This window comes from Lysinibacillus sp. G01H, from assembly GCF_028872195.1.
Taxonomy (GTDB): domain Bacteria; phylum Bacillota; class Bacilli; order Bacillales_A; family Planococcaceae; genus Lysinibacillus; species Lysinibacillus capsici.
On sequence record NZ_CP118397.1, the window covers coordinates 3,682,779 to 3,704,019 of the forward strand.

The window sequence follows — 21,241 nt, forward strand, 5'->3', positions numbered from 1 at the left end:
TTACTAAATCTCCTCCTTTCTAATAATATGATGAAGCTTCTTTAAAGCCTTTTGATGAACATTGGATATATTCTGTGATGTTGTTTGTAATGTTTCAGCTATTACTTTTATAGAATAGTCTTTGACATAAATCATTTCTAAAATTTGAAGTTGCTTGTCTGTTAATTTTTGCAAACCTTTAAAGAGCTGTTCATTTTCAATTTTTTCTAATAACCCTTCTTCTCCGCTCTCTTCTTCTCTTATACCGTTGTCCATTAGACCACTATCTGCGACTAATAAAAAGCGATTTTGCAATCTTCTCTTTTTTTTATCGAAATCCAGGCTAAAGAAATAAATTAAATTGCTGATATATTTTATTTTCTGTACCCTTTGATAATGAGCTTGAAATGTTTCATCAACCATTTTCAAATTATAATCATTGGGATATAAGATTGCATGTTGTACCAAATAAAGATTTTGTGCATCTGCCAAAAAACTTCTGATAATTGGATTTTTAACCTGTTCTCTATTTCTGTAAAAAAACTCTTCTATAATTTTGTACTCATTACACATTCGCATCACTCCTATATATTCGCCTTCTTGTTCATTAAAGTGAATATCATATATCTATTATAAACCAAAAACAGAACAAATGTTCTATATTTTATTCATTCATATTGATTTTATTAATCGTACGTTCACTTTTAAGAACTGTAAGCATCACAATAATGAGGGAGGAAGATGTTATGATACCAGTTGAAACTATACAAATGTGGGTTCACCTAATAGGTAATTCAGGTTTCCCTATTGCCATTACCATCTATCTCTTTATGCGTTTTGAGAAGAAAATAGAAAATTTGGAAGCGATCATCCTGAAGTTGTTAGATAAAAGGGAAAATTAATAAACCTATAAAAAAATTTACGACAGCATCCTTTTTAAAGGATGCTGCCGTGTGACTTAAAGATGCTTCTGCATACCATATATGTAAGAACAAATATGTAGATGGGGGGATTTTATGGATCTTCTGTTGACCACTTTTCTTAGGCTAGATATTCCGTATAATTACTTTCACGATTCATTCCCCATTATGCTTGAATACTTGGGGATTCTTGGATTTTGGCTCGCATCCACATTTTCGGTCATTATTATCATGCTAAGTATATGGTTTCTTATAAAGAAAGCAGGCATTGTTAGTGCTTTACTTATTCTTTTTATCACGGGGATTCTTTTATACCTTGCTTTCTTTTCATTGTTCCATTGCTACTCACCATAATAAATTGAAGCCTTTGAAGATGAATACTTCAAAGGCTTTTTAGCATTTTTAGAAATACAGCACCATATAATCCTCATCAAAATATTGCTGTCCTATTTTTAAGGCGTTTCGTTCTGTTCCAAAAACGTGAAAACCTAACGATGTGTATAATCCTTTTGCTGATTCATTGGAAGAAACAACTGTTAAATTAATTTGCTCGACGTCTACTATTGACTTTGCTTGATTGATGATCCCTACCATTAGTTGTTTTCCTATGCCCAATCCCCGCTTTTTTGAAGAAACATAAACGGCAAAAATACTCGCTTTATGCTTTAGCTTCATTTTATTTGCTTGCACCAATGTCGCCACACCGAGTAAATCCTCCTGGTCAAATGCCCCAAATGTAAATGTTCCCTGTCCTTCGAGCCTACTTGCAAACGACTCAAGTGACAAATCCTTTTCTTCCTCGAAGCTAGCGCCAAAAGCTTCTGGATTTGTTTGTAATCCCTCTAATCTTAAATCTCTATATACCTCAGCATCTGCAGCTGTTAATTGTCTAATTTCCATGCCTTTTCCTCCTATCATACTTTTCCTATTTATCGGCCATAACGATTGGCATTTGATGTACTTTTACAACAGTAATCCTTAAAATGGAAATAAAGGAGCTGAAAATCTATGGAATCTACTAGCATGGCAAAACATTTTCTTACGTTACAGGCACAACGAGCACACTATCTACCAGCTATTCATTCACTTTCACAGGAAGAACTATGGCAAGTAACACGTGAGGGAAAATGGTCCATTGGTGAACATTTTTATCACCTTTATTTGATTCTCAAAATGCTCCACACAGCAACCAAATATTCTTTATTCCTCATGCCTATCGCTAAAAGGCGAAGAAACAAGCCATACTCTACTGAAATACATGATATTTATGAAGAATATCAATCCAAAAAAGGACAAGGAATGCGAGCACCAGGTATTTTAGTTCCACCTAAGAAAATACGCTTTGTATTAAACAGTTATGATATCGAGCAATTACTTATCAACGAGACACTTGCTTTGCAAAAGTTAGTACAAAATATAGACGAGGATGTTGCAGGGCATATTGTTTTTCCTGATCCCATTGCGCATTATCCTAATCTCATTCAAGCTATTCAGTTGCTGGCTATTCATGAGAGGCATCACTTTAATAGGATGGAAGGGCTTTTAGGAGGAAAGAATTTGAAAGGTACAATTAAAGAAATCACATAGAGCCAATTTGATTTTATGCCCATCAAAACTGGCTCCGGATTTTTCAGTATAGCAACTTTGTCATGGAAAAATTTCATTAGGAAACGCTACGAGCTTTTTGTTCTAGAATTACACTTAAAATTCCAAACAATAACAGTAATAAGACACCCATTAACGTAATATTTGACCATTGTAGCCTTGTATCGAATAGCTGAAAAAAGAAGGTGAATACAGGAATAAAGCACAATGACATCATGACTAAAAATACTTCACAATATTGAATACCCTTCTGTAATAAATACATTGGTATCAAAACACCGATGACGGTCATCAATAAAATCCAACCAATGTTTTCAAGCAAATAAGTAAACATGACATCATATGTAGCGATAAATGAAAGCAAAATGATACCATAAAATCTTTTTGATAATATCATCGAGCTTGTCCATCCTAATTGACTGAGTTGCTTAGAATAGACTGTACATAATACCGCACCAAGTCCACACAATATGCTCGCACCGACTCCTAAAATACTTGATTGGTCCCATGTTTGTATAGCCGATTTCCCTGTAAAAATAGCACTAATCAGTAATAAACTAGCTGCAAATATGCCAATTGCAATACCCCACTGTGCATGTATCACTCGTTTTTTCTGCTGTATTGCAAGTAGCAATGCAAACAAGGGGCCTAGTCCCATTTCAAGAGAGCTCACTATCGCTGGTTCAATATATTTTAATGCAAAGTAAAACCCCATAAAGGCTAATATGGAAGCACCGTTTAACTTCCATAATGATGAACGTGCCTCTTTCCAGCAGGGCTCTACCTTTTGCTTACTTGTGATTAATTGAAAGAAGACAGTCGTGAGAAAAAAACTAATACCGGTGAAAAGAAATGGATGCACGGCTTGTACACGGTTCGAGTAATACACTTGACTAATAGATGTTAAAATGGCTGACAATAGTAAACTTATTACCCCTATTGCATATAGATTACGTTTATTTTCAACTATAACTCCCATAGATTCCTCCTGATAGGATGTCTATTCATATTATTGATTTGCTAGAGTAAACTTCTTTACTAGTTTCTCCAAACTTTTCTCTACATGATGACAGTCGACGAAAAACACCCTCACTTCTGCACTTTGATCCCCTTCATTTGTGTTAAAATGTATTTCTTTCATTTGTTCAACTTCCGTATTCAATGGATAAAGGAGCCATATTTCTTTAGCGTGATATTTTTTAGCATAAGCATACATTTGATACATATCTGCCTGTGAAATGCCATAGTTATTGTGTGGCGTGTTACTTAGCATTTTCCACTTTGTATCTAAAATAATTTTACGAGCGTCATTAGTTAACACAATATCTGGTCGTAATGCAAATTTCCCTTGAAATAAATGATAGCCTTTATCCTGTAATTGTGCATGCCATGCTGAATCACTTAGTAGCTTTTTCAGATGAAAGCCAATATAAGACTCGAAAACTTTTTCCATTGGAAATAATAAGGCTTTAGCAAATGAATGTCCTGAAAAAGTTGTAAAGCTTTGATTATTTAAAAAAATTTTAGACCATTGCATAATCGTTTCATAATCTTTTGAGTTACGATCAATCTTTACCTGAGAAAAATCCTTACTGTAGTTTTTTGATTGCTCAATGAGTTCAAAGTGTATGAGTTGCTTACGAATTTCATTTATATTGTCATTGCTAGTAGATTGTTTTAACAAATAAAGCAATGTAGCCTTGATTAGCCGATTTTCTGCTCGATTTAATCCAAACTCATCATAGCGTGTATAGAAACGTTGTCGATGAATAAGGTTATATTTTAATTGCTGTGAGAATACCATTTTTCCTTTGTATACATTTAAGTTATCCTCCATCGCATAATAGGATGATTTAAGTCCTTTTTTAATCAATTTTTGTACTTCTTCAATGTACAATCGAATGAAAATTTCCAATAACGTCATCTGATCTGTACGAAGACTAGTCTCATTAAAGGTTTTGCTAGGAAATTCTTGTAGTGACTTAAGCATTTTCAAAAATGTTTTTTTAGGGTCAATGGCTGTTTTCCCATATATTTTTGGCAAAATTTGAATTTGTGTACCATTCTTTAATTGCACAATACCAACATAATTTTTTGCACGAATGACCTTTCCAACATGCCGCTTTGTGGAGACAGAGAAAAAATTGTATGCATCAACATCTTCCATTTCATTACAGTCCAAAATCATATTTTCAAGCTGCTCGAAAGAATCATTGTCTATGTATACATACTCATCTTTAAAAGCTTGATTGCATGTCAGAATATCGTATTCCTTCATTTCAATTAGCCTCTTCATTCTCGACCCTTCCATAGATCCATATATAGCTTGATGGTTCCTCGAATGCACTTGCTTGAAGATAGTATTTCGTTTCTGGGAGGTCTATATCAATGTCTCGACCAAATAATCCTTTTATACTTAATTTCTCATCCAAAATAAATCGATATTGCTGGGGTTTTAAATGATCTCCTAACACTAACTGAATCTTGCTATAATCTTCATAAAAATATTCTTGGAGAAGTGGAATAATCGCATTCTTAAAAATATTAGCTAGATTTTCTAATGAACTGTCTTCTTTTAAGCTCATAAAATAGCCATGGCCAATAGTATGTTCGCGATCATACAGTGCTTCAATACGAGCGTTCATGACTTCCATTAGATGTTGAATATGGATGTTCCCAACTTTTATATTAGCTACTGCATTCAAATTTGGCAGCATTTCAATAAAATCAAAGCGTCTCCTAAGTGCTGTATCCATCAGCGCAATCGAACGATCGGCTGTATTCATCGTTCCCAGCAAATAGACGTTTTGAGGGACACCAAAATCCTTTTTAGAATATGGAAGCTTCACATGCATTTCTTCTAGTGCTCCAATTCGTTTTGTCGGCTCAATTAATGTAATAAGTTCACCAAAAATCTTCGATATATTGCCTCGATTAATTTCATCGATAATAAAGACATAATTATTAGTGTTTTCTTCCACATCGATTTGATCATTTTGCGAGTATTTTAAAATTAAATTATTCACATCATTGATGGATAGTCGCCAAAGCTCATAAATGGTTTGCTGCACTAAGTTCGTTTTGCCATTTAGCTCATAAATATTTTCATAGATATCCGTGGCAATCCACTCTACTTCACGACTTCTTTTAAAATCTTCCTCTGCCTCTAACCATTCAGGCTCTCCTGTGATAATGCCAATTGCATCAATATGCTTTTGATCTCCTAAAGAAAAGACAATATCGCCTACACTCATTCCCTCATAGAAATAGTACAAGGTATCTGAAGGATATTCCCCATCCTCAATAAAATCAGTACCTTCCTCATCCCAGCCTATACGAATTTGATTGTCCTTAAAGCATTCTTCTTTCAGCCAATTCTTGCCACTGCCTCCTAAAGAAATCTTCCAAACTTTTTTATTTCCTTCCATCACCTGATCATGAGCAGTTAATTTTAATTGCTGCGCTTGCTCACAAAATTCTTTAAACACGCCTGATTCAATTTTATATTGAATGCTCTCTTCTGCTTCATCGTTTAAAACAGGCTTAATTCCCTCGATAAACTCTTCATATCCATATGATTGATGAAAAGTAACGAATCGAATCAGACCTTGCTTTTTATACGTAAGATAACGTTCAAAAACATCTTGATACGCTTCTGCGCAAATCGCCATAAATTCTTTATTCTCAATAATACTAACCGCGTAGTTCACCGTATTATAAGTTTTCCCTGTTCCTGGTGGACCGTACAGGATGGTATTGATATTGCATTGACTCATTTTTGGGGAATCCTCCTCTAAACTTCATATTTTTAGCAACCTTGATTGGCAAACTTATATTACTGAGGTGCCTTCTTTCAAGGAATTTATTCCCATCATAATACCATAAAATCATTCTAATTTTACTATTTTTTTATAATGTCACCCTATTTATCTAATAAAATCATCCTATATTATTTAATTTTCCTTCAACAAAAAAATCCGTAAAGGTCACTATGAATCTGACATTTACGAATTTTTTATCACAATTACTTATTATGGGCTTATTAACGTTTACAGCAGCATACGTAAAAACTTTTCAAAATGCACGCCTGCCTCACGGGGTACTTGCTCCTTCGAAGTAGCTTCGATCGCTGCAGCTAAAAATGTTTCTGCTAGTGTCATTGATTCCATTAAATCTTGTCCGCGCATCATGCCGCCCATCATGATGGATGCGAAGAGGTCGCCTGTGCCTGAATAGCTCTCACCATTATAGTTGCGGATACTATGAAAAGACCGCTCAGAATCGACAAACATATTCCCAACATAACGCTTGTCCGTATCACCTACTGGTGGATTCAAACCCGTAATAATGACGTTTGCTCCAGTTGCTTGCTGTAGCTGCTGACCTGCCTCTTTAAGGGCAAGAATATAATCTGTATCATTTTGATAGCTCAGTAGCCTTTCATAGGATAAACCTGTAAGCAAGCAACATTCCGTGACATTTGGCGTAATAATATCGGCATGCTTTACTAATGCTTTCATACGATCAAGCAATTCACCCGTAAACATTTTATAGACCTCACCATGATCGCCCATTACTGGATCGACAAGCAACGTTGTCTTATTTGAGTGAAACACATCTAAAAAGCGAAATATATTATCGATTTGCTCCTTACCTGTAACAAAGCCTGTATGAATTCCATCAAAGGTAGCTCCAAGCTTACTCCACTCCTCAATAAAAGAGTCCATCTTTGACGTTAAATCTTCACAATAAAAGCTTGAATATCCTGTTTGTGCCGTTAATATAGCTGTTGGTAGTGGGACTGCTTGCACACCCATCACAGAGAGTACAGGCATCGCAGCCGTCAATGAGCACTTACCAAAGGACGACATATCTTGAATTACAGCAACTTTTTTCATCATACATTCCACCTAACTGATCCTGCTTTTACTTTCCCCATCGTATCACAATTCGAAAGATGCGAAAATAACCTCAAACTGACCCTTAACTTTTTTATGAAATTGACACTTTTACAATAGTCAGTCCTTTGCTAAAGTAAAAATCATCAAAATATTCATCATAGTGAGGAAGAGACAAATGCAAAATATACAAAGGCCAACATCCTATACAAAATCACGCACAAAAACATTTGATTTAGTCATTACAGCCATTTTAGCAGCACTTGTTTTCGTTGCTACAATGTTTATCAATCTTAAGCTACCGTTCGGGCAAGGTGGTCTTATCCACTTAGGAACATCTATGCTGTTTATCTCCGCTATTTTATTTGGGCCTAAAAAAGGAGCACTTGCTGGAGCTATTGGAATGGGTTTATTCGATATCGTAGGTGGCTGGTTAATTTGGGCACCCACAACCATTATTTCACGCGCATTACAAGGCTTCATTGTTGGTAAAATTGCTTGGGCAAAAGGACATAAAGGTGATAATCTTGGGCTGAATATTTTAGGAGCAGTAGTATCAATGCCCGTGATGATTGCTGTTTACTATGTTGGGCAAGCCATTATGTTCAACAGCTGGATTGCCCCGCTGGCATCCATTCCTGGGGACGTCATTCAAAACATCGTAGGCTTAGTTATTGCCATCCCAGTATGTGTTGTATTGAAAAAAACGCCATACTTCAAAAACAATTTTTAATGAAAATACACCATCTTGCTGTTGAACAGGAAAGATGGTGTTTTTTATGGAGTGATCTGCAAAAGCAACGAATTTCAAGATAAAGTGAAACTAGCCTTGTTCTTTTTCATACTATAAGGTGGAGGTGGAAAAATGCCAAGAGTAAAATACCGTGATGCAGACGTTGCTTTAATGGCAAGGATGATGAGAGCAGAAGCTGAGGGTGAAGGTCAACAAGGTATGCTTTACGTGGGCAATGTCATTGTGAATCGTGCAGTGGCATCCTGTTTAGATTTCAATGATGTAAGAACGATTGAGCAGGTTATTTACCAGGTACAAGGCGGAAACTATTCTTTCGAAGCTGTTCAAAAAGGCAATATGTTTTACCAACGAGCAAGAGAAACGGAAAAAAGATTAGCGAAACAAAACTTAGATTTCTGGCGAGAACATCCAGCAAAATACGCACTCTGGTACTTCAATCCATATGCACCATGTCCCCCAACATGGTATGGTCAGCCGTTTACAGGACAATTTAAGAATCATTGCTTTTATGAACCTGCTCCAGATACTTGTGCTAGTGTATATATGGGATAATTCGTTCAACGTTAAAAAGGGAATACCTCTATTGCAGGTATCCCTTTATACTCATATTATATAGCATGGCTTAATTCATCTTTAAAAGCTTTTCCTTAAACATTATTACTCCAATCAAGCCAATTATAGAAAATATGACTGGCGAAATGAAACCATAGTAGTACCCATCACTTACATTGCCTGTGGCAGCTTGAAAGTAATCTAAAATATAACCAAAAATAATCGGCAGCAATGCGGCACTTAGAAAGCCCCCAGTATTGGCAAATCCAGAAACAATACCTGATTCATTTAAAGGGAAAGTTTGGCGAACAGCTGCAAAAGTTAAGGCACTTGCACCATAGCCAAAGCCAATGAGAAAGAATAGGACAATAAGCATGAAAATGGACGGATGCCCTTTCAATAAAAGAAAGGCAAACCAACTCACTAAAACCGCAATATGCACAACAATATAGGGTCTCTTAATTGTACCTAACCAGCCAGCAATCCAACTCATTAATGGTGCTCCTAAAAGCGCTCCGACTAGACCAATCATAATTAGCTGACTAGCCTCTGATCGTGACATCTCATACATATTGATCCCATATGGTACTGCCCACGAGCTAATAAAGCCAACATACCCGCCAACAACGCCAAAATGACAAAAAAATAAGGCCCATGCTTGCCTGCTTGAAAATATTCTTCGTAATAATATGGAGCTTTTTTCACGTTGTATTTCTTCAGTTATGAACACTGGTTCCTTTGAAAAGATGCGTTTTGTGTTTTGTACGAGCACAAAATAAAGAAGTACACCACATAAGCATAGTAAAAGTCCTGTAGAGAAAAAGGTGATTCGCCAACCTAATAAAAGAATCAATGTAGCAAAAGGAACTGTTGCCAATAAGAAACCTAAGCTCCCTGTCATACCTGCAAAGCCGATCAATCGGACAAACTCCTTTTTATGAAACCATTGTGCCAAAATAAGCACCATATTCACCCATATGGTGGCATCTCCTATACCAGTAAGTATTCTAGAAAAGAATAGAATGAATTCATGTGTACCTAAACTGTAAAGAATGGTTCCTATACCTGTAAGGATGGCACCAATGATGAGGAAAACGTTTGGCCCAAATCGGTCAGCTAAAATCCCCATTGGAATTTGTAAACTCGTGTACACAAAAAATTGAATACTCGTCAATAAGCCGATTGTCGATGCCGTTACCCCAAAATCCTCCATCAATTGATCTGTAATTAACCCTGGAGCAGTTCGCTGACTTGCCATTAACAAATAGGTAAACAATACAGCAACAAACACAATCCATCTGTACTTATGTTGTTGTTTGTCCAATAATCACTACTCCTATTAGCTTTTATTTTATGTATATGAGTTCGAGATCAGGATAAAACCTGCTTTTGAGGAAGCTTGAAAATTACGACCGCAAAAAAACGCACCTAGTCTCTACTAAGTGCGTTCATGCTAGATTATACTGCTGGCTGAGGCTGTTCACTAACATGTACTGCTGGTTGACGATCTTTCCAAGGCATGGCTTCCTCTAATTGTCTACCTAGCTGTAATAATGTCAATTCATCTGCAAATTTACCCGTCATTTGTAGACCAATTGGTAGGCCTGATTTACTTTCGGCTAAAGGCAATGATATGGAAGGCTGGCCTGTAGCATTGAATAAATTTGTAAACGGTGCATAAGTGAAAATTTGCTCTGTCCATTCAACAGCCGAAATGTTAGGATTGTTGGCATTTAATTCACCAATTTTAGCAGGAAGTGTGCCAATGGTTGGACTCAATAAAATATCATAGTCTTCAAAGAAGCCTGCTACTTGACGTGAAACGACTGCATTTGTATGAATAGCTTCCAATAAATCAGCCGCCTTTAATTGACCACCATATTCATAGCATTTCCAAATGGCTGCTTCAATATAGTCTGGAGAAACTGCTTTACCAGTTCCCGCTGCAGCCCCCTGAATCATGTGATAAATATTCGCTGTCCAAATAGCAACCGTCGCCTTTGTAAATGATGCTTGTTCATATTTCGGACGCGCTTCTACTACCTCGTGTCCTAGCTCCTTTAAAACTTGAACTGTTTTATGAACCGCTTCTATACATTCCGGATCGACAAATGCCCCAGAATTTGTTTCAGTTGTCCAAGCAATTTTTAGCGGGCGCACTGTTTCCTGGATAAGTTGTCCATATGGTGCATGTGTTACTTCTAATTTGGAATAGCTCCCTAAGTCAGGGCCTGCTACTTGATCCAATAGAACAGCTGTATCACGAATTGTACGCGTCACAGCGAACTCAATGGCAATACCATTTAAAGGCTCGCTATTGAATGGACCAGCTGGAACTCTTCCACGTGTAGGTTTTAATCCCACTAACCCGCTACAGGAAGCGGGGATACGAATAGAACCTCCGCCATCATTGGCATGAGCGATTGGCACAATACCACTTGCCACAGCGGCTGCTGACCCACCACTCGAACCGCCTGGACTATGAGTTAAATTCCACGGATTGCGCGTTGCACCATAAATAACCGCTTCAGTAGCTGCATTATAGCCAAACTCTGGTGTTGTCGTAGTACCTGCTAAAATCAAGCCAGCCTTTCTAAAGCGCGCCATTAATTCACTATCGACGGGTATAACCGTATTTTCTCCAATACGACTCCCCATACTATGCGAAACACCCTCTGCATGTAGCACAAGCTCTTTAATTAAAAACGGAACACCTGCAAACGGCGCATTTTCATCAACCTTCTCAATGGCTTTATCAGCCTGCTCTTCTAACACACTAACAACTGCATTAATGGATGGATTGACTTTTTTTATTCCTTCTAACGCTAGCTCCTTTAACTCCTGTGGTGTTACTTCCTTTGATTTTACTAGCTCTGCCAACCCAATACCGTCATAGGATGCATACTCTTGTAAATTCATATCATCACCTCGTATAGTAGTAATCTTGCAACTATAATGTACTGAATATTCTAAATTTAAGATATTACCCGAAAGGATAATTCTGTTTTAAGTAGAATATAAATGCATAATAGAGAAACGAGGTGTTTTCATGTTTTTAGAAAATGATTTAGAAAACATTCTTAAAGCGAGCTATCATATTTCGAATATGAATGTGAAACAAAGCAATGAGGGGTTTAAACATGAACTATTGCAAACAATTAGTCAGCATCTCGGCTATCACCATATGTTATTTTGGGAAATAGCAAATAATGAGTTAACCTCCCCTGTGCTTTTTAATATAGAGAGTCATACGATTAATGACTATTTACAAAGATATAAAAACTTTGATCCATTACACCCTCAAAATATAAATACACAGCCTTCCATTCAGCTAATGAGTAGGAATGAAGTGATGTGCCTGCAAAAACAAACCCACTATAAAGAAGTATTTTTGAAGGAAAATCGCTATGAAGATGAAATGGCTATGTATTTGAGGATAGACAATAGGCTCGTAGCCGTTATTGGCTTTTTAAGAAAAGCGGGAGAGAAGCTATTTAATGAAAAAGATATTTTAAAGTTAGTGTATTTGAAAAGAAATATCGAAAACATGTATTCCCTACATCGCTATTCACAGCCCTCCATCGTGTTGGAAATGACAGATCGAGAACGAGAAGTTTTAAAGTTTGTATTCAAAGGCTTGAAAAACATAGAAATCGCTAAGCAATTATTCGTCAGTGAAAATACAATCAAAAAACATCTTCAAAATCTATATAGAAAATTTCAAGTAACCAATCGTACCCAACTGCTGGCAAAGTGTTTGAAGTATATTGATCATGTTTAGTAGGGTCATCCAAAGAATAATTTCCTGTTCGATACCCACATATTGTGACAATGAACTCTTATACAAACTGGACCCTTCTCTTATTAAAAAGATATGATTTGTCATTTGGACTATAGGGGTATCTACACTATATTCTGAGATGACATTAGAAAAGAGACATTTCGAAGATCGAAATGTCTCTTTTCTATCATGTTTGATAATTATTTATTACAGTCGTTCTTTTGCTATACTTTTATTTTGTTTTAGCAGTTTGAATAATCCATTTAGCTAAATTGTCTATTTGCCCTTCTACAGCAATCGGATCTCTAAACCATGACTCACTTTCAGTCCACAAGTATACTTTTCCATCTCGAATCGCAGGCAAGTTACCCCAAATCGGATCAGCCTGCAGTTCCTCCAACGTTGATTTTGTTGTTAATACCAAATATTCTCCAGTATATTCAGGAAGCATTTCTAGAGAAAACTCGTAAAATGATTCAGCTAGCATATGTTCTGGAACAGTTGAAGGTGGATTCGCACCTAATATTTCATACATAATTCGACCGCCGCGTCCAGACTTTGATCCGAATAAGAATACCTTTCCATCATACTCCTGCATGATAGAAACTGTCTCTCCCTCACCAAGTGCAGCTTGAACTTCATCACGTAATTTACCAGTGCGACTCTCAAAATCGGTAATCCATTGTTCAGCTACATCCTTTTTGTCTAATAAATCACCGAAATAACGCATTTCCTCCTGAATGGTTTCAAAGCTATTATAAGGCATAGCCACTGTTGGCGCGATGAGTGAATATTTGTCCACTGCTTCTTCTTTATTAATATTTGTGATGATTAAATCTGGTTTCAATTCAACCAGTGCTTCTAGCGAATCTCCTACATCAGTTACACCGTCAAGCATCCCTTCTAAATACGGGCTTTCCATCAATAAAAAATCAGATGCAACTGGTTGGACGTCAAGTGCCAACACGGTTCCTAAATAGGCAGGTGCTGCTATACGTTGTGGTTGTATAGGCACTTCTACATCTCCGAGTGCCGTCTTAATTGTTCGCATTTGGATATTGGCAGGTGCCTCTGACTTTACTTGATTTGATTTTGTTGCGCCACTCTTTCCGTTTGCCCCTTCTGGTGTTGTTCCACATCCTGATGCGACCATAGTCAGACACAATAGTGCCATTGCTAATAGATTTTTCTTTCTAATTTCCATATCATTTCCTCCACCCAACATCAATTGATAATGAATATCATTACCATTTAAATGATACATTGCTGGATGTGGTGCAACAATGGACAAATTTGGCTTATTCATTGTATCTTTCGAACCTATATACTGATATTGCTTGCGGTATTCTCCTGGAGTTATGCCTGTTTGTTTCTTAAACATACGGTTAAAATAGACCGTGTCTGGATAACCAACATAAGCAGCTATTTCTTGTAGCGTCGCTTCGGTATCGCACAGTAATTTTCGCGCCAAGTCTATGCGTAATCGAATCGTATAATCAATTGGACTACATCCCATCTGCTCTTTGAATTTCCTCGAAACGTACTGTGGAGTGTAATTCATTTGCTGGGCCAACTGCTCCATAGAAATCATACCACGATAATTTTTTGCGATATAGCGGACAACTTGTTCTGTTAGAGATGGGGCGTGAGCATGCTCCATCCGCTCCTGTAACGTTGCATGTACGAAACGGATGAATTCCCCCTTGGCCTTCAGTCTTCTCAATTCATGGACATCCTTCATGTTTTTCTCTTTGTCTAACTGCCCATTGTCTATTTGTTGCCAGTCGGTAAGCATTGTTTCTAGCATCTCCAACATAACGAGCGGTTCGGATGGTGACACTGCCCAGCTTTTCATAAATGGATTGTCTGTTTGCATCATCATATGAAACTCCCGCAATGCTGAAGCGGGTAAAGAAGCATTGTATAAAATCATGTAGGTGTCAAGAAAGTCAGTGGATTGAACCGTTATCCGCTGCCCCTTGCCGATATGTATTAAATGAAACCTTTCGGATAGCCATACTTCATCGTTTGTCCACAGTTCACCACGTCCATTTGCCACAAACATAAACATGCTTGCTGGTGTTACATAATCACAAATTTCGTCACCACCTCCAACTCGTTTTACCCGAATGTCCAGTACGCGAATGACGACTTGATTCCACAGTTGAATTTGTTCGCTTATATTCATAATATTGCCACGAAACGAACGTTATCTATCCTGTCCATTAGATTGCTCCTTCCCATGCATATTACAATTAGAATTATTTATGATAATCATTCTCATTTTGATTTTTGTTTCAAGATATGTCAAGGACAGTCAAATCATTTCTGGCTAGATGAAGGATTCCAATTAAGCGTAGCTTGTTAAACCGTTATGTGTAATTTATTTATGATTTCAAATAGCTTAAAACAGCCTCTATTTTTTCTCATTAGGAAATTTCCCCATAGAAAAAATTGCACCACCAATTGGTAGAGTGTGTCTAACAAGTGGTGATGCAATTCTAATTTTAATTCTAACTATAGAGGAGCTCTTTTACTTAATTACTTTGCACTTTATACACTTTACTATCAAGCTGTCTATTTATTGCCTGCTGTAAAAATCGTGTGGCGGTAAATAGTTTTTCTTCATCAATATTCGTTTGCACGCCTAAACGATGCAGGAAATTTACTAAATCATTTGTTGACACATTGCCGCTTGCACCAGGGGCATAGGGGCACCCCCCTAAACCTCCAATAGCACTGTCATATTTTGTAATCCCCAGCTCTAATGCTGCAAATATATTGGCTAAAGCACGACCATACGTATCATGAAAATGAAGGGCAAATAAATCACGATCGTATTGAGTGAGCAGCTCTGATAAAATAGCCTTCACTTGTACAGGATCCGCTACCCCAATTGTATCGCCGAGTGAAATTTCAGAAACGCCCATTGCTAGATAGGCATCAATGATATCCATCACTGTTTGAAGCTTTACTTCATCACCAAACGGACTGCCAAATACAGTTGAAATATAGCCTCTTAACGATATACCTTCACGATTTGCTACTTCAGCTACAGCTTTTAAGTTCTGTAAAGATTGGTTAATTGAAGCGTTTACATTACTTTGATTATGCTCCTCAGAGGCCGAGATAAATAACGCAATTTCATCAACCTTTTGTTGAATGGCTCCTTCTACCCCTTTCAAATTAGGCACAAGCGCTGCATACGTTATTTTTTCATGACGTGTGATTTGCTCAAACACTTCATGATGATCGGCTAAAGCTGGTATCCACTTGGGACTAACAAAAGAGGATACTTCGATATGGCGGACACCTGTTTCACTTATTAAGTTAATCCATTGCACTTTCAAATCAGTTGGAATAAAAATTTTCTCATTTTGTAAGCCGTCACGAGGACCAACTTCTCTTATTTCCACTGCTTTTGGTAAGTTCATCAAGATACACTTCCTTTAATTAAATGCCGAACAGCTGTAGCATAATCCAGCTTGATGCGTAGAATACCATGAATTGCACACCGGCCCCTACACCTAAAATACGATTTAATAAACCACCAACAGTTGCGACTGTAAATGTTAACACTACTCCTAGTAATTGTGCCTCGTTATAGGCAAGCAAAAATGCTAATCCGATAAACATTGCTACGATTGCTTCCTGGCTAATATATTTCAATACTAATACAGATGCTTTACGTGCATAATTCATCGCAAATGGATAAGCAATTAAAGCGGCTACACTAATACCGATTAACCCAAAAATGAAAAAGTCCCATGAAGACATTAGCGTGTGTAAGTTGTTAACTGGATCTACTGTAAAAATCGGTGGTGCATTAAATAAAGGTGATGCTGGTCCAAGTGCTACTGGACTTAACGGAATACCGAATGCAATTAATGGAATAATCGCTTCAGCTATATAAGTCGATTCCGTTACACCATTCATGACAGTAAGACTCGTTGTTGATTTTTTATAGGCACCTTTTGTACGAGAGCCTACAATTTCTCCCATCAATGACGTCATCCCAACAGGACTGAAAACAAATGTAAGGGAGGAAAGAAACGTTGTAATGCTCGTAAAAATGGTCTGCCTTTTCGATAAAATTTTAAATGGATTCGGGAAATAGCCCTTCCATGATTTCGTTTCGGGAGCAAGATTATATTGATTTGGCTTACTGCGTGCTAGATCATTTTTAGCAACAGAGGAAGCCGCCATTAAAATATTACAAAACATCGGTCCAATGGCAATTCCTAAAAAGAATGTAATACTTAAATGTTTATCCAGCATCGCGAAGCTAACGCTATCTAAAGCTTTTATGAAAAATGCAAATGGAATAATGATTAAAATACTTGCCCATTTTCCTTTTGAAAAGAATGCGATTAAAATAGCGGCAAGTGTAAAAATGATACCTGATGAAGATTTAAAAAAGTCGGCAAATTGACCTAAAAACTGACCTAACAATACAGCGGTTGGTAGGGCAATAAATGCACCGATAACACCGCCAGAAATCATTTTACGTAGTGCAACGTGCGGCATGCCTAAACGGCGTAATGTATTGGCGTGATCGATTAACGGTACAGCCGTTGTATCCCCTGGAATGCCTAATAACGCAGTTGGGACAGCATGTGTTAAATGCTTAGCTAACACGCCTGCCATGAAAAAGGCGAATACCCCTTCAGGAGGCGCTCCCAGCAAAATAACTAGCAATGTAATGGGTACCATAATTGCTGTTTCATCTGTACCTGAAATAAGTCCAATTATAGTAAAGATAGCTGCACCAAGAAGTGCAAATAAAAGAGCTATTAAATAAATACTCATTTTTTATCCGCTCCCTTCAAGCCTTGTAAGCTAGAAAGAATGCCAAAATCCTCAAGCTCCTTTTTTGTCACCAGATCTTCCTCGATTAAGCGTATTTCCTCGTCTATATCAATTTGTAAATCCTCAAATGCTTCCTTTAAAGAATGACTAGATGCCTCATCTTCTACTAAAATACGCTTTGGTTTAAAAAGAATCGTATTAATAGCGACAACAATCAGAATACCCGTGATTCCTGTTAACAGTGAATAAGAGTTAATCATTTGAGGGTCTGCAAACTTTGGAAAAAACCACTGGCCAAACTGATAGCCTAAAAAGCTTGCGGCAACGCTTAAAATAATTGAAATAATTAACTGATTACCAGAAACCGTGTCTCCTAAAATTTCAATAAACTTCTTTTCCTCTACCTTTTTTTGCTCATTGTATGGAGTATTCGCCATGTATTATTCACCTCGCAGAGAGTTTGTAATCTCTAAAACACGATCATAACGGAAATCCTTCTCTTCTACCGCCTGCTGCACAACACGATCAATAATATCGCCTGTAGCCCCAGCCATTACAGCCAAATTTTTCGCATGCAGACGCATATGACCAGATTGAATCCCCTCTGCTGAAAGTGCGCGTAAGCTTGCTAGATTTTCTACTAATCCTACTGCGGCAATGTAGCTGGCTAGCTCCTCTGCAGATTGCACATCCATAATTTTTAGCGCTGCTTTTGCAACAGGATGAGTCTTCGTAGCCCCACCAACAATACCAACAGCTAATGGCAATTCCAACGTCCCAACAAGATTGCCTGCTTTATTCAGCTCCCACGTAGTTAAAGAACGATATCTACCAGAACGAGCAGCATAGGCATGAGCACCAGCCTCAACAGCGCGTGTATCGTTACCCGATGCTAATACTGCAGCTGTAATACCATTCATAACCCCTTTATTATGTGTGGCAGCCCGATACGGGTCAGCATCTGCAAATTCGTAAGCACTTACAATATTTTTTGCAATCTCTATCCCCCCGAGCATTTCTGTCGAGAATTCACCACGTGCACGAACAATACGCTTATCTGCTAAATTTGAAATAATCCGTAGCACCACTCGTCCATTTGTAATACGTTCGATTAATGGTGACACAGATTCTGCCATCGTATTGACAGCGTTTGCCCCCATTGCATCCTTCGTATCTACGATTAAATGGACGACAACCATTGTTTCTTTTGCTGTGTCGATTAAGTGTACTTCTATATCCTTCACTCCACCGCCTAACTTGACTAACGTTGGATCCTTTCCATTACAATGCTCGATGATCTCATTTTTATGTTCAAAAATTTTCGCCCTTGCTGCATGAGGGTCATCAATATTTAATACCTGAATCTGTCCTCGCATAACTGTGCCCGAGCTGGAAGTAAAAATACCACCTAACTCATATGCTGCTCGTGCCGCATTACTAGCCGCAGCAATTACTGACGGCTCTTCGGTAGCCATCGGAATAAATACCTCTTTGCCATTCACCTTAAAGTTGGCCGCTACCCCTAGAGGCACTGAAATATGTCCAATAACATTTTCAACCATTGCATCAGCAAGCTCTAATGAAATTCCACTTTTTAAAGCTTCAACTTCCTCGTTGGTTAAATTTGATTTTTCAGCAATTAACTTAATTCGCTCTTCTACTGAAAGTAAATAAAATCCTTTAATACGTGAAGTCATCCCCATACCCCCAAAATTAAAAAAAGTGTAATATAATTCAACTTAGTTGAATAACATTACACCAATTGTAAATTGTCTGAATAGTATTGTAAACAAGAAATTTGTATTTTCGATAATATTTACGTTTAAAAGAAAGATTTAATCCTCAACATAAATCGTTAATACCTTTGAGTTCTCTATAGAATTGTTAATAAAGATATGCTCCTTTTTCCCAGAAAAATACGCAGAGTCCCCCTCTTCTAAATGGTAAAATTTATGATCGTATTTCAAGACGATACTACCCGAAATGACATAAATAAATTCATCATTATCGTGAGTATAAGGAGCTAAATTTTCCGCTCCATTATGTACAGTAACAATAGAAGGATTAATATTGCTCATATAGCTCTTATTCGCTAACAGCTCATATTGATAGCCAAGTTCATTCGTCTCAACCGTCTCATTGCGTTCTTTTTTCGAAACAATCGAAATGCCATCAAATTGATCCTGAATAACAAACCAGGCCATGGGCACATCAAATATTTCCGCAATCTTGGACAAGGTCACCAGACTCGGTGTCGCTTTGCCATTTTCAATTTTGGAAATATGGCTTTTCGTTAAATTAATCTGCGAAGCTAAATCATCCTGAGACATTTTATTTTTCTTACGCATCTGCTTTATTTTTACTCCAACTTCTAGTAAGTTCATCTATTCCAGTCCCCTCGATCATTTCGGTTTTTACAATAACTATACTATATTTTTAAATGATGGATAGAAAAATACGGAGCGTATAATACTTCTTCATTTTTCATCTGTTCAATTAAATACAAAAGGGTGTGCTGAAAGTTTCTCGACTTTTAGCACACCCTTATACCATTATAGTGATGACATTCACATCTTCTTAGTCTGAATCCCGCGAATCGTACTTTTTGGGATTGTTGCATCATGCTCCACAAAAATTAATTTTGAGAAGCAATAATCAACTTAAATAGAAGAAATAAACGGAAGTTTTATTTATAAATGATATTAAATTACATTTAGTAAAAGCGAAATGTTGGTCACAGTTTTTCTATACGAATAACTTTGATTTTTGCTGGATTTGACTCCAAAATTTCAGAATACCAAATCCTCACTTCATCTCCACTTTTAATTCCTTTCATAGAAAGTTTCGATTCATTGATTAAAATTGAAACTGATTCAAATTTATTTAAGTACATGAGATTTTCGCTAGAGAAACTCCCTATATCTGATTGTTGAACGTCCTTCCCTTGAATAAAATAAACTATTCCTTCATGCACTACTATATAACCAATTTCACTTTCGGTATTTTCTTTACTAGCAAATAGTTGGCTAACATTACCTAAGAACCATAAAGCAACAAGAAAAAGTAACACTAAAACCGTGTTGATAATAGGTTTGGGGATTCTATTCTTCATTCAAACCACCACCTTATACATTTAATAGTTTTCATGTTGAATACAATTTAGCATTTTAAATGTACATAATATACCAAATACTGTGCTCACCTCTATTCTACAATACCAAACAATACTTTACTTGTAATACTTCCTAAAGAAGGAATACAGAAAATATTTTGAAGTTTTCAATACAATTGGATAGAATTTGTAAAATAAAAAATTGTATTGAACTGCCGAAGATAAATTACAAGCTGTTAAGCTCTACTTGAGAGGAATGGAATGAAAAGCTCCTATGATATAGCTAAATCTATGGGGACTAATAATAAAGCAATCCTTAAATGGATTAAGCAATATGAAATACAATGCAGTTGAAGCTATTATTCAGCCGTATACAAATTAAACACTAGAGTTTACTCTAGACCAACCTATTCACTTGTTTCAGACATGTTGGACAAAGCACTCGAACGTTTACCTGAGCACCACCAGTTACTCATGTATACCGATCAAGGCTGGCATTATCAAATGAATAAATATCGTCGCGCCTTAGAATCAAGAGGGGTTGCTCAAAGTATGTCTCGTAAAGGAAATTGTTACGACAACTCTGTCATGGTGAATTTCTTTGACATTATGAAATCTAAATTCCTTTACATGAGGGAATTTGAAAGTATAGAGCATTAAAAATAGAATTAGAAAAATATATAAACTACTAGGCAAAATTAAAAACGAGTCCGGTGCAATACCGAACCCATTTACCCAAACAGCCTAATGAAATAACGAAGCTACCATACTTCGAATTAACTATTTAATTCATTTATGTGTAACCTACTTAATTGCGCTCTGATTTTAGGA

20 protein-coding genes and 1 pseudogene are annotated in these 21,241 nt (G+C 37.0%); 6 read left to right on the top strand and 15 right to left on the bottom strand.

Translation table 11 applies throughout. The annotated features are described in order from the left end of the window. Positions 1-3 precede the first annotated feature (3 nt). Positions 4-552, bottom strand: a complete 549-nt coding sequence (locus tag PSR12_RS18765) for a sigma factor-like helix-turn-helix DNA-binding protein (protein WP_274770083.1) — start codon at positions 550-552, stop codon at positions 4-6. Positions 553-725: 173 nt separating this feature from the next. On the opposite strand from PSR12_RS18765, the gene PSR12_RS18770 reads away from it, so the two are divergent. Continuing rightward, entirely contained in the window at positions 726-881 is a 156-nt protein-coding gene (locus PSR12_RS18770; RefSeq protein ID WP_004228185.1) for a YvrJ family protein, read from the top strand. Positions 882-1,301: 420 nt separating this feature from the next. On the opposite strand, the gene PSR12_RS18775 is transcribed toward PSR12_RS18770, so the two are convergent. Continuing rightward, positions 1,302-1,799, bottom strand: coding sequence for a GNAT family N-acetyltransferase (locus PSR12_RS18775; protein ID WP_221681229.1), 498 nt, complete (start codon positions 1,797-1,799; stop codon positions 1,302-1,304). A gap of 108 nt (positions 1,800-1,907) precedes the next feature. Here PSR12_RS18775 and PSR12_RS18780 point away from each other — a divergent pair, with 108 nt between their 5' ends. Next, a complete protein-coding gene (locus PSR12_RS18780) occupies positions 1,908-2,486 on the top strand; it encodes a DinB family protein (RefSeq protein ID WP_274770084.1) in 579 nt (192 codons plus the stop codon). Positions 2,487-2,562: 76 nt separating this feature from the next. Here the strand turns inward: PSR12_RS18780 and PSR12_RS18785 are convergent, their stop codons facing one another. From PSR12_RS18785 to PSR12_RS18800, 4 genes are all read right to left on the bottom strand, one after another. After that, positions 2,563-3,483, bottom strand: a complete 921-nt coding sequence (locus PSR12_RS18785; protein WP_274770086.1) for a DMT family transporter — start codon at positions 3,481-3,483, stop codon at positions 2,563-2,565. A gap of 30 nt (positions 3,484-3,513) precedes the next feature. Further along, the gene (locus PSR12_RS18790) at positions 3,514-4,800 is read right to left on the bottom strand and encodes an McrC family protein (protein WP_274770087.1); all 1,287 of its coding nucleotides are present in this window, start codon (positions 4,798-4,800) and stop codon (positions 3,514-3,516) included. Further along, a complete protein-coding gene (locus tag PSR12_RS18795) occupies positions 4,784-6,280 on the bottom strand; it encodes an McrB family protein (protein WP_274770088.1) in 1,497 nt (498 codons plus the stop codon). Before PSR12_RS18795 ends, PSR12_RS18790 begins: the two co-directional genes overlap by 17 nt. 273 nt (positions 6,281-6,553) lie before the next feature. After that, positions 6,554-7,402, bottom strand: a complete 849-nt coding sequence (locus PSR12_RS18800; protein WP_257522550.1) for a pyridoxamine kinase — start codon at positions 7,400-7,402, stop codon at positions 6,554-6,556. Positions 7,403-7,580: 178 nt separating this feature from the next. Between PSR12_RS18800 and PSR12_RS18805 the strand changes: the two genes are divergently transcribed. Then, the gene (locus tag PSR12_RS18805) at positions 7,581-8,135 is read left to right on the top strand and encodes an ECF transporter S component (RefSeq protein ID WP_221681224.1); all 555 of its coding nucleotides are present in this window, start codon (positions 7,581-7,583) and stop codon (positions 8,133-8,135) included. Between the two features lie 132 nt (positions 8,136-8,267). Beyond that, positions 8,268-8,708, top strand: a complete 441-nt coding sequence (locus PSR12_RS18810; RefSeq protein WP_004228176.1) for a cell wall hydrolase — start codon at positions 8,268-8,270, stop codon at positions 8,706-8,708. A gap of 70 nt (positions 8,709-8,778) precedes the next feature. On the opposite strand, the gene PSR12_RS18815 is transcribed toward PSR12_RS18810, so the two are convergent. Further along, the gene (locus tag PSR12_RS18815; RefSeq protein WP_274770089.1) at positions 8,779-10,032 is read right to left on the bottom strand and encodes an MFS transporter; all 1,254 of its coding nucleotides are present in this window, start codon (positions 10,030-10,032) and stop codon (positions 8,779-8,781) included. A 134-nt stretch (positions 10,033-10,166) separates the two neighbouring features. Beyond that, positions 10,167-11,627: an amidase gene (locus tag PSR12_RS18820; protein ID WP_103118753.1), complete on the bottom strand. Its 1,461-nt coding sequence runs from the start codon at positions 11,625-11,627 to the stop codon at positions 10,167-10,169. A gap of 130 nt (positions 11,628-11,757) precedes the next feature. On the opposite strand from PSR12_RS18820, the gene PSR12_RS18825 reads away from it, so the two are divergent. Continuing rightward, the gene (locus tag PSR12_RS18825) at positions 11,758-12,489 is read left to right on the top strand and encodes a response regulator transcription factor (RefSeq protein WP_274770090.1); all 732 of its coding nucleotides are present in this window, start codon (positions 11,758-11,760) and stop codon (positions 12,487-12,489) included. Between the two features lie 232 nt (positions 12,490-12,721). Here the strand turns inward: PSR12_RS18825 and PSR12_RS18830 are convergent, their stop codons facing one another. The 7 genes from PSR12_RS18830 to PSR12_RS18860 all read right to left on the bottom strand — a co-directional run bounded on the left by PSR12_RS18830 (position 12,722) and on the right by PSR12_RS18860 (position 20,410). Continuing rightward, a complete protein-coding gene (locus PSR12_RS18830; protein WP_274770092.1) occupies positions 12,722-14,677 on the bottom strand; it encodes an AraC family transcriptional regulator in 1,956 nt (651 codons plus the stop codon). 349 nt (positions 14,678-15,026) lie between these two features. Next, positions 15,027-15,923, bottom strand: a complete 897-nt coding sequence (locus tag PSR12_RS18835) for a hydroxymethylglutaryl-CoA lyase (RefSeq protein ID WP_274770094.1) — start codon at positions 15,921-15,923, stop codon at positions 15,027-15,029. Positions 15,924-15,942: 19 nt separating this feature from the next. Next, the gene (locus tag PSR12_RS18840) at positions 15,943-17,298 is read right to left on the bottom strand and encodes a tripartite tricarboxylate transporter permease (protein ID WP_016995237.1); all 1,356 of its coding nucleotides are present in this window, start codon (positions 17,296-17,298) and stop codon (positions 15,943-15,945) included. Further along, on the bottom strand, positions 17,295-17,735 hold the full coding sequence (locus PSR12_RS18845; protein ID WP_274770096.1) for a hypothetical protein: 441 nt from the start codon (positions 17,733-17,735) through the stop codon (positions 17,295-17,297). Before PSR12_RS18845 ends, PSR12_RS18840 begins: the two co-directional genes overlap by 4 nt. Positions 17,736-17,738: 3 nt before the next feature. Beyond that, positions 17,739-18,995, bottom strand: a complete 1,257-nt coding sequence (locus PSR12_RS18850; protein WP_274770098.1) for a hydroxymethylglutaryl-CoA reductase, degradative — start codon at positions 18,993-18,995, stop codon at positions 17,739-17,741. Between the two features lie 138 nt (positions 18,996-19,133). Further along, positions 19,134-19,682 carry a helix-turn-helix domain-containing protein gene (locus PSR12_RS18855; RefSeq protein ID WP_274770099.1) on the bottom strand — a complete coding sequence of 183 codons (549 nt, stop codon included), beginning with the start codon at positions 19,680-19,682 and terminating at the stop codon, positions 19,134-19,136. A 350-nt stretch (positions 19,683-20,032) separates the two neighbouring features. Continuing rightward, a complete protein-coding gene (locus PSR12_RS18860) occupies positions 20,033-20,410 on the bottom strand; it encodes a DUF3221 domain-containing protein (protein WP_274770100.1) in 378 nt (125 codons plus the stop codon). Between the two features lie 396 nt (positions 20,411-20,806). Between PSR12_RS18860 and PSR12_RS18865 the strand changes: the two are divergent. Next, positions 20,807-21,099: pseudogene (locus PSR12_RS18865) on the top strand (DDE-type integrase/transposase/recombinase); the annotation flags it as partial. Positions 21,100-21,241: the final 142 nt, after the last annotated feature.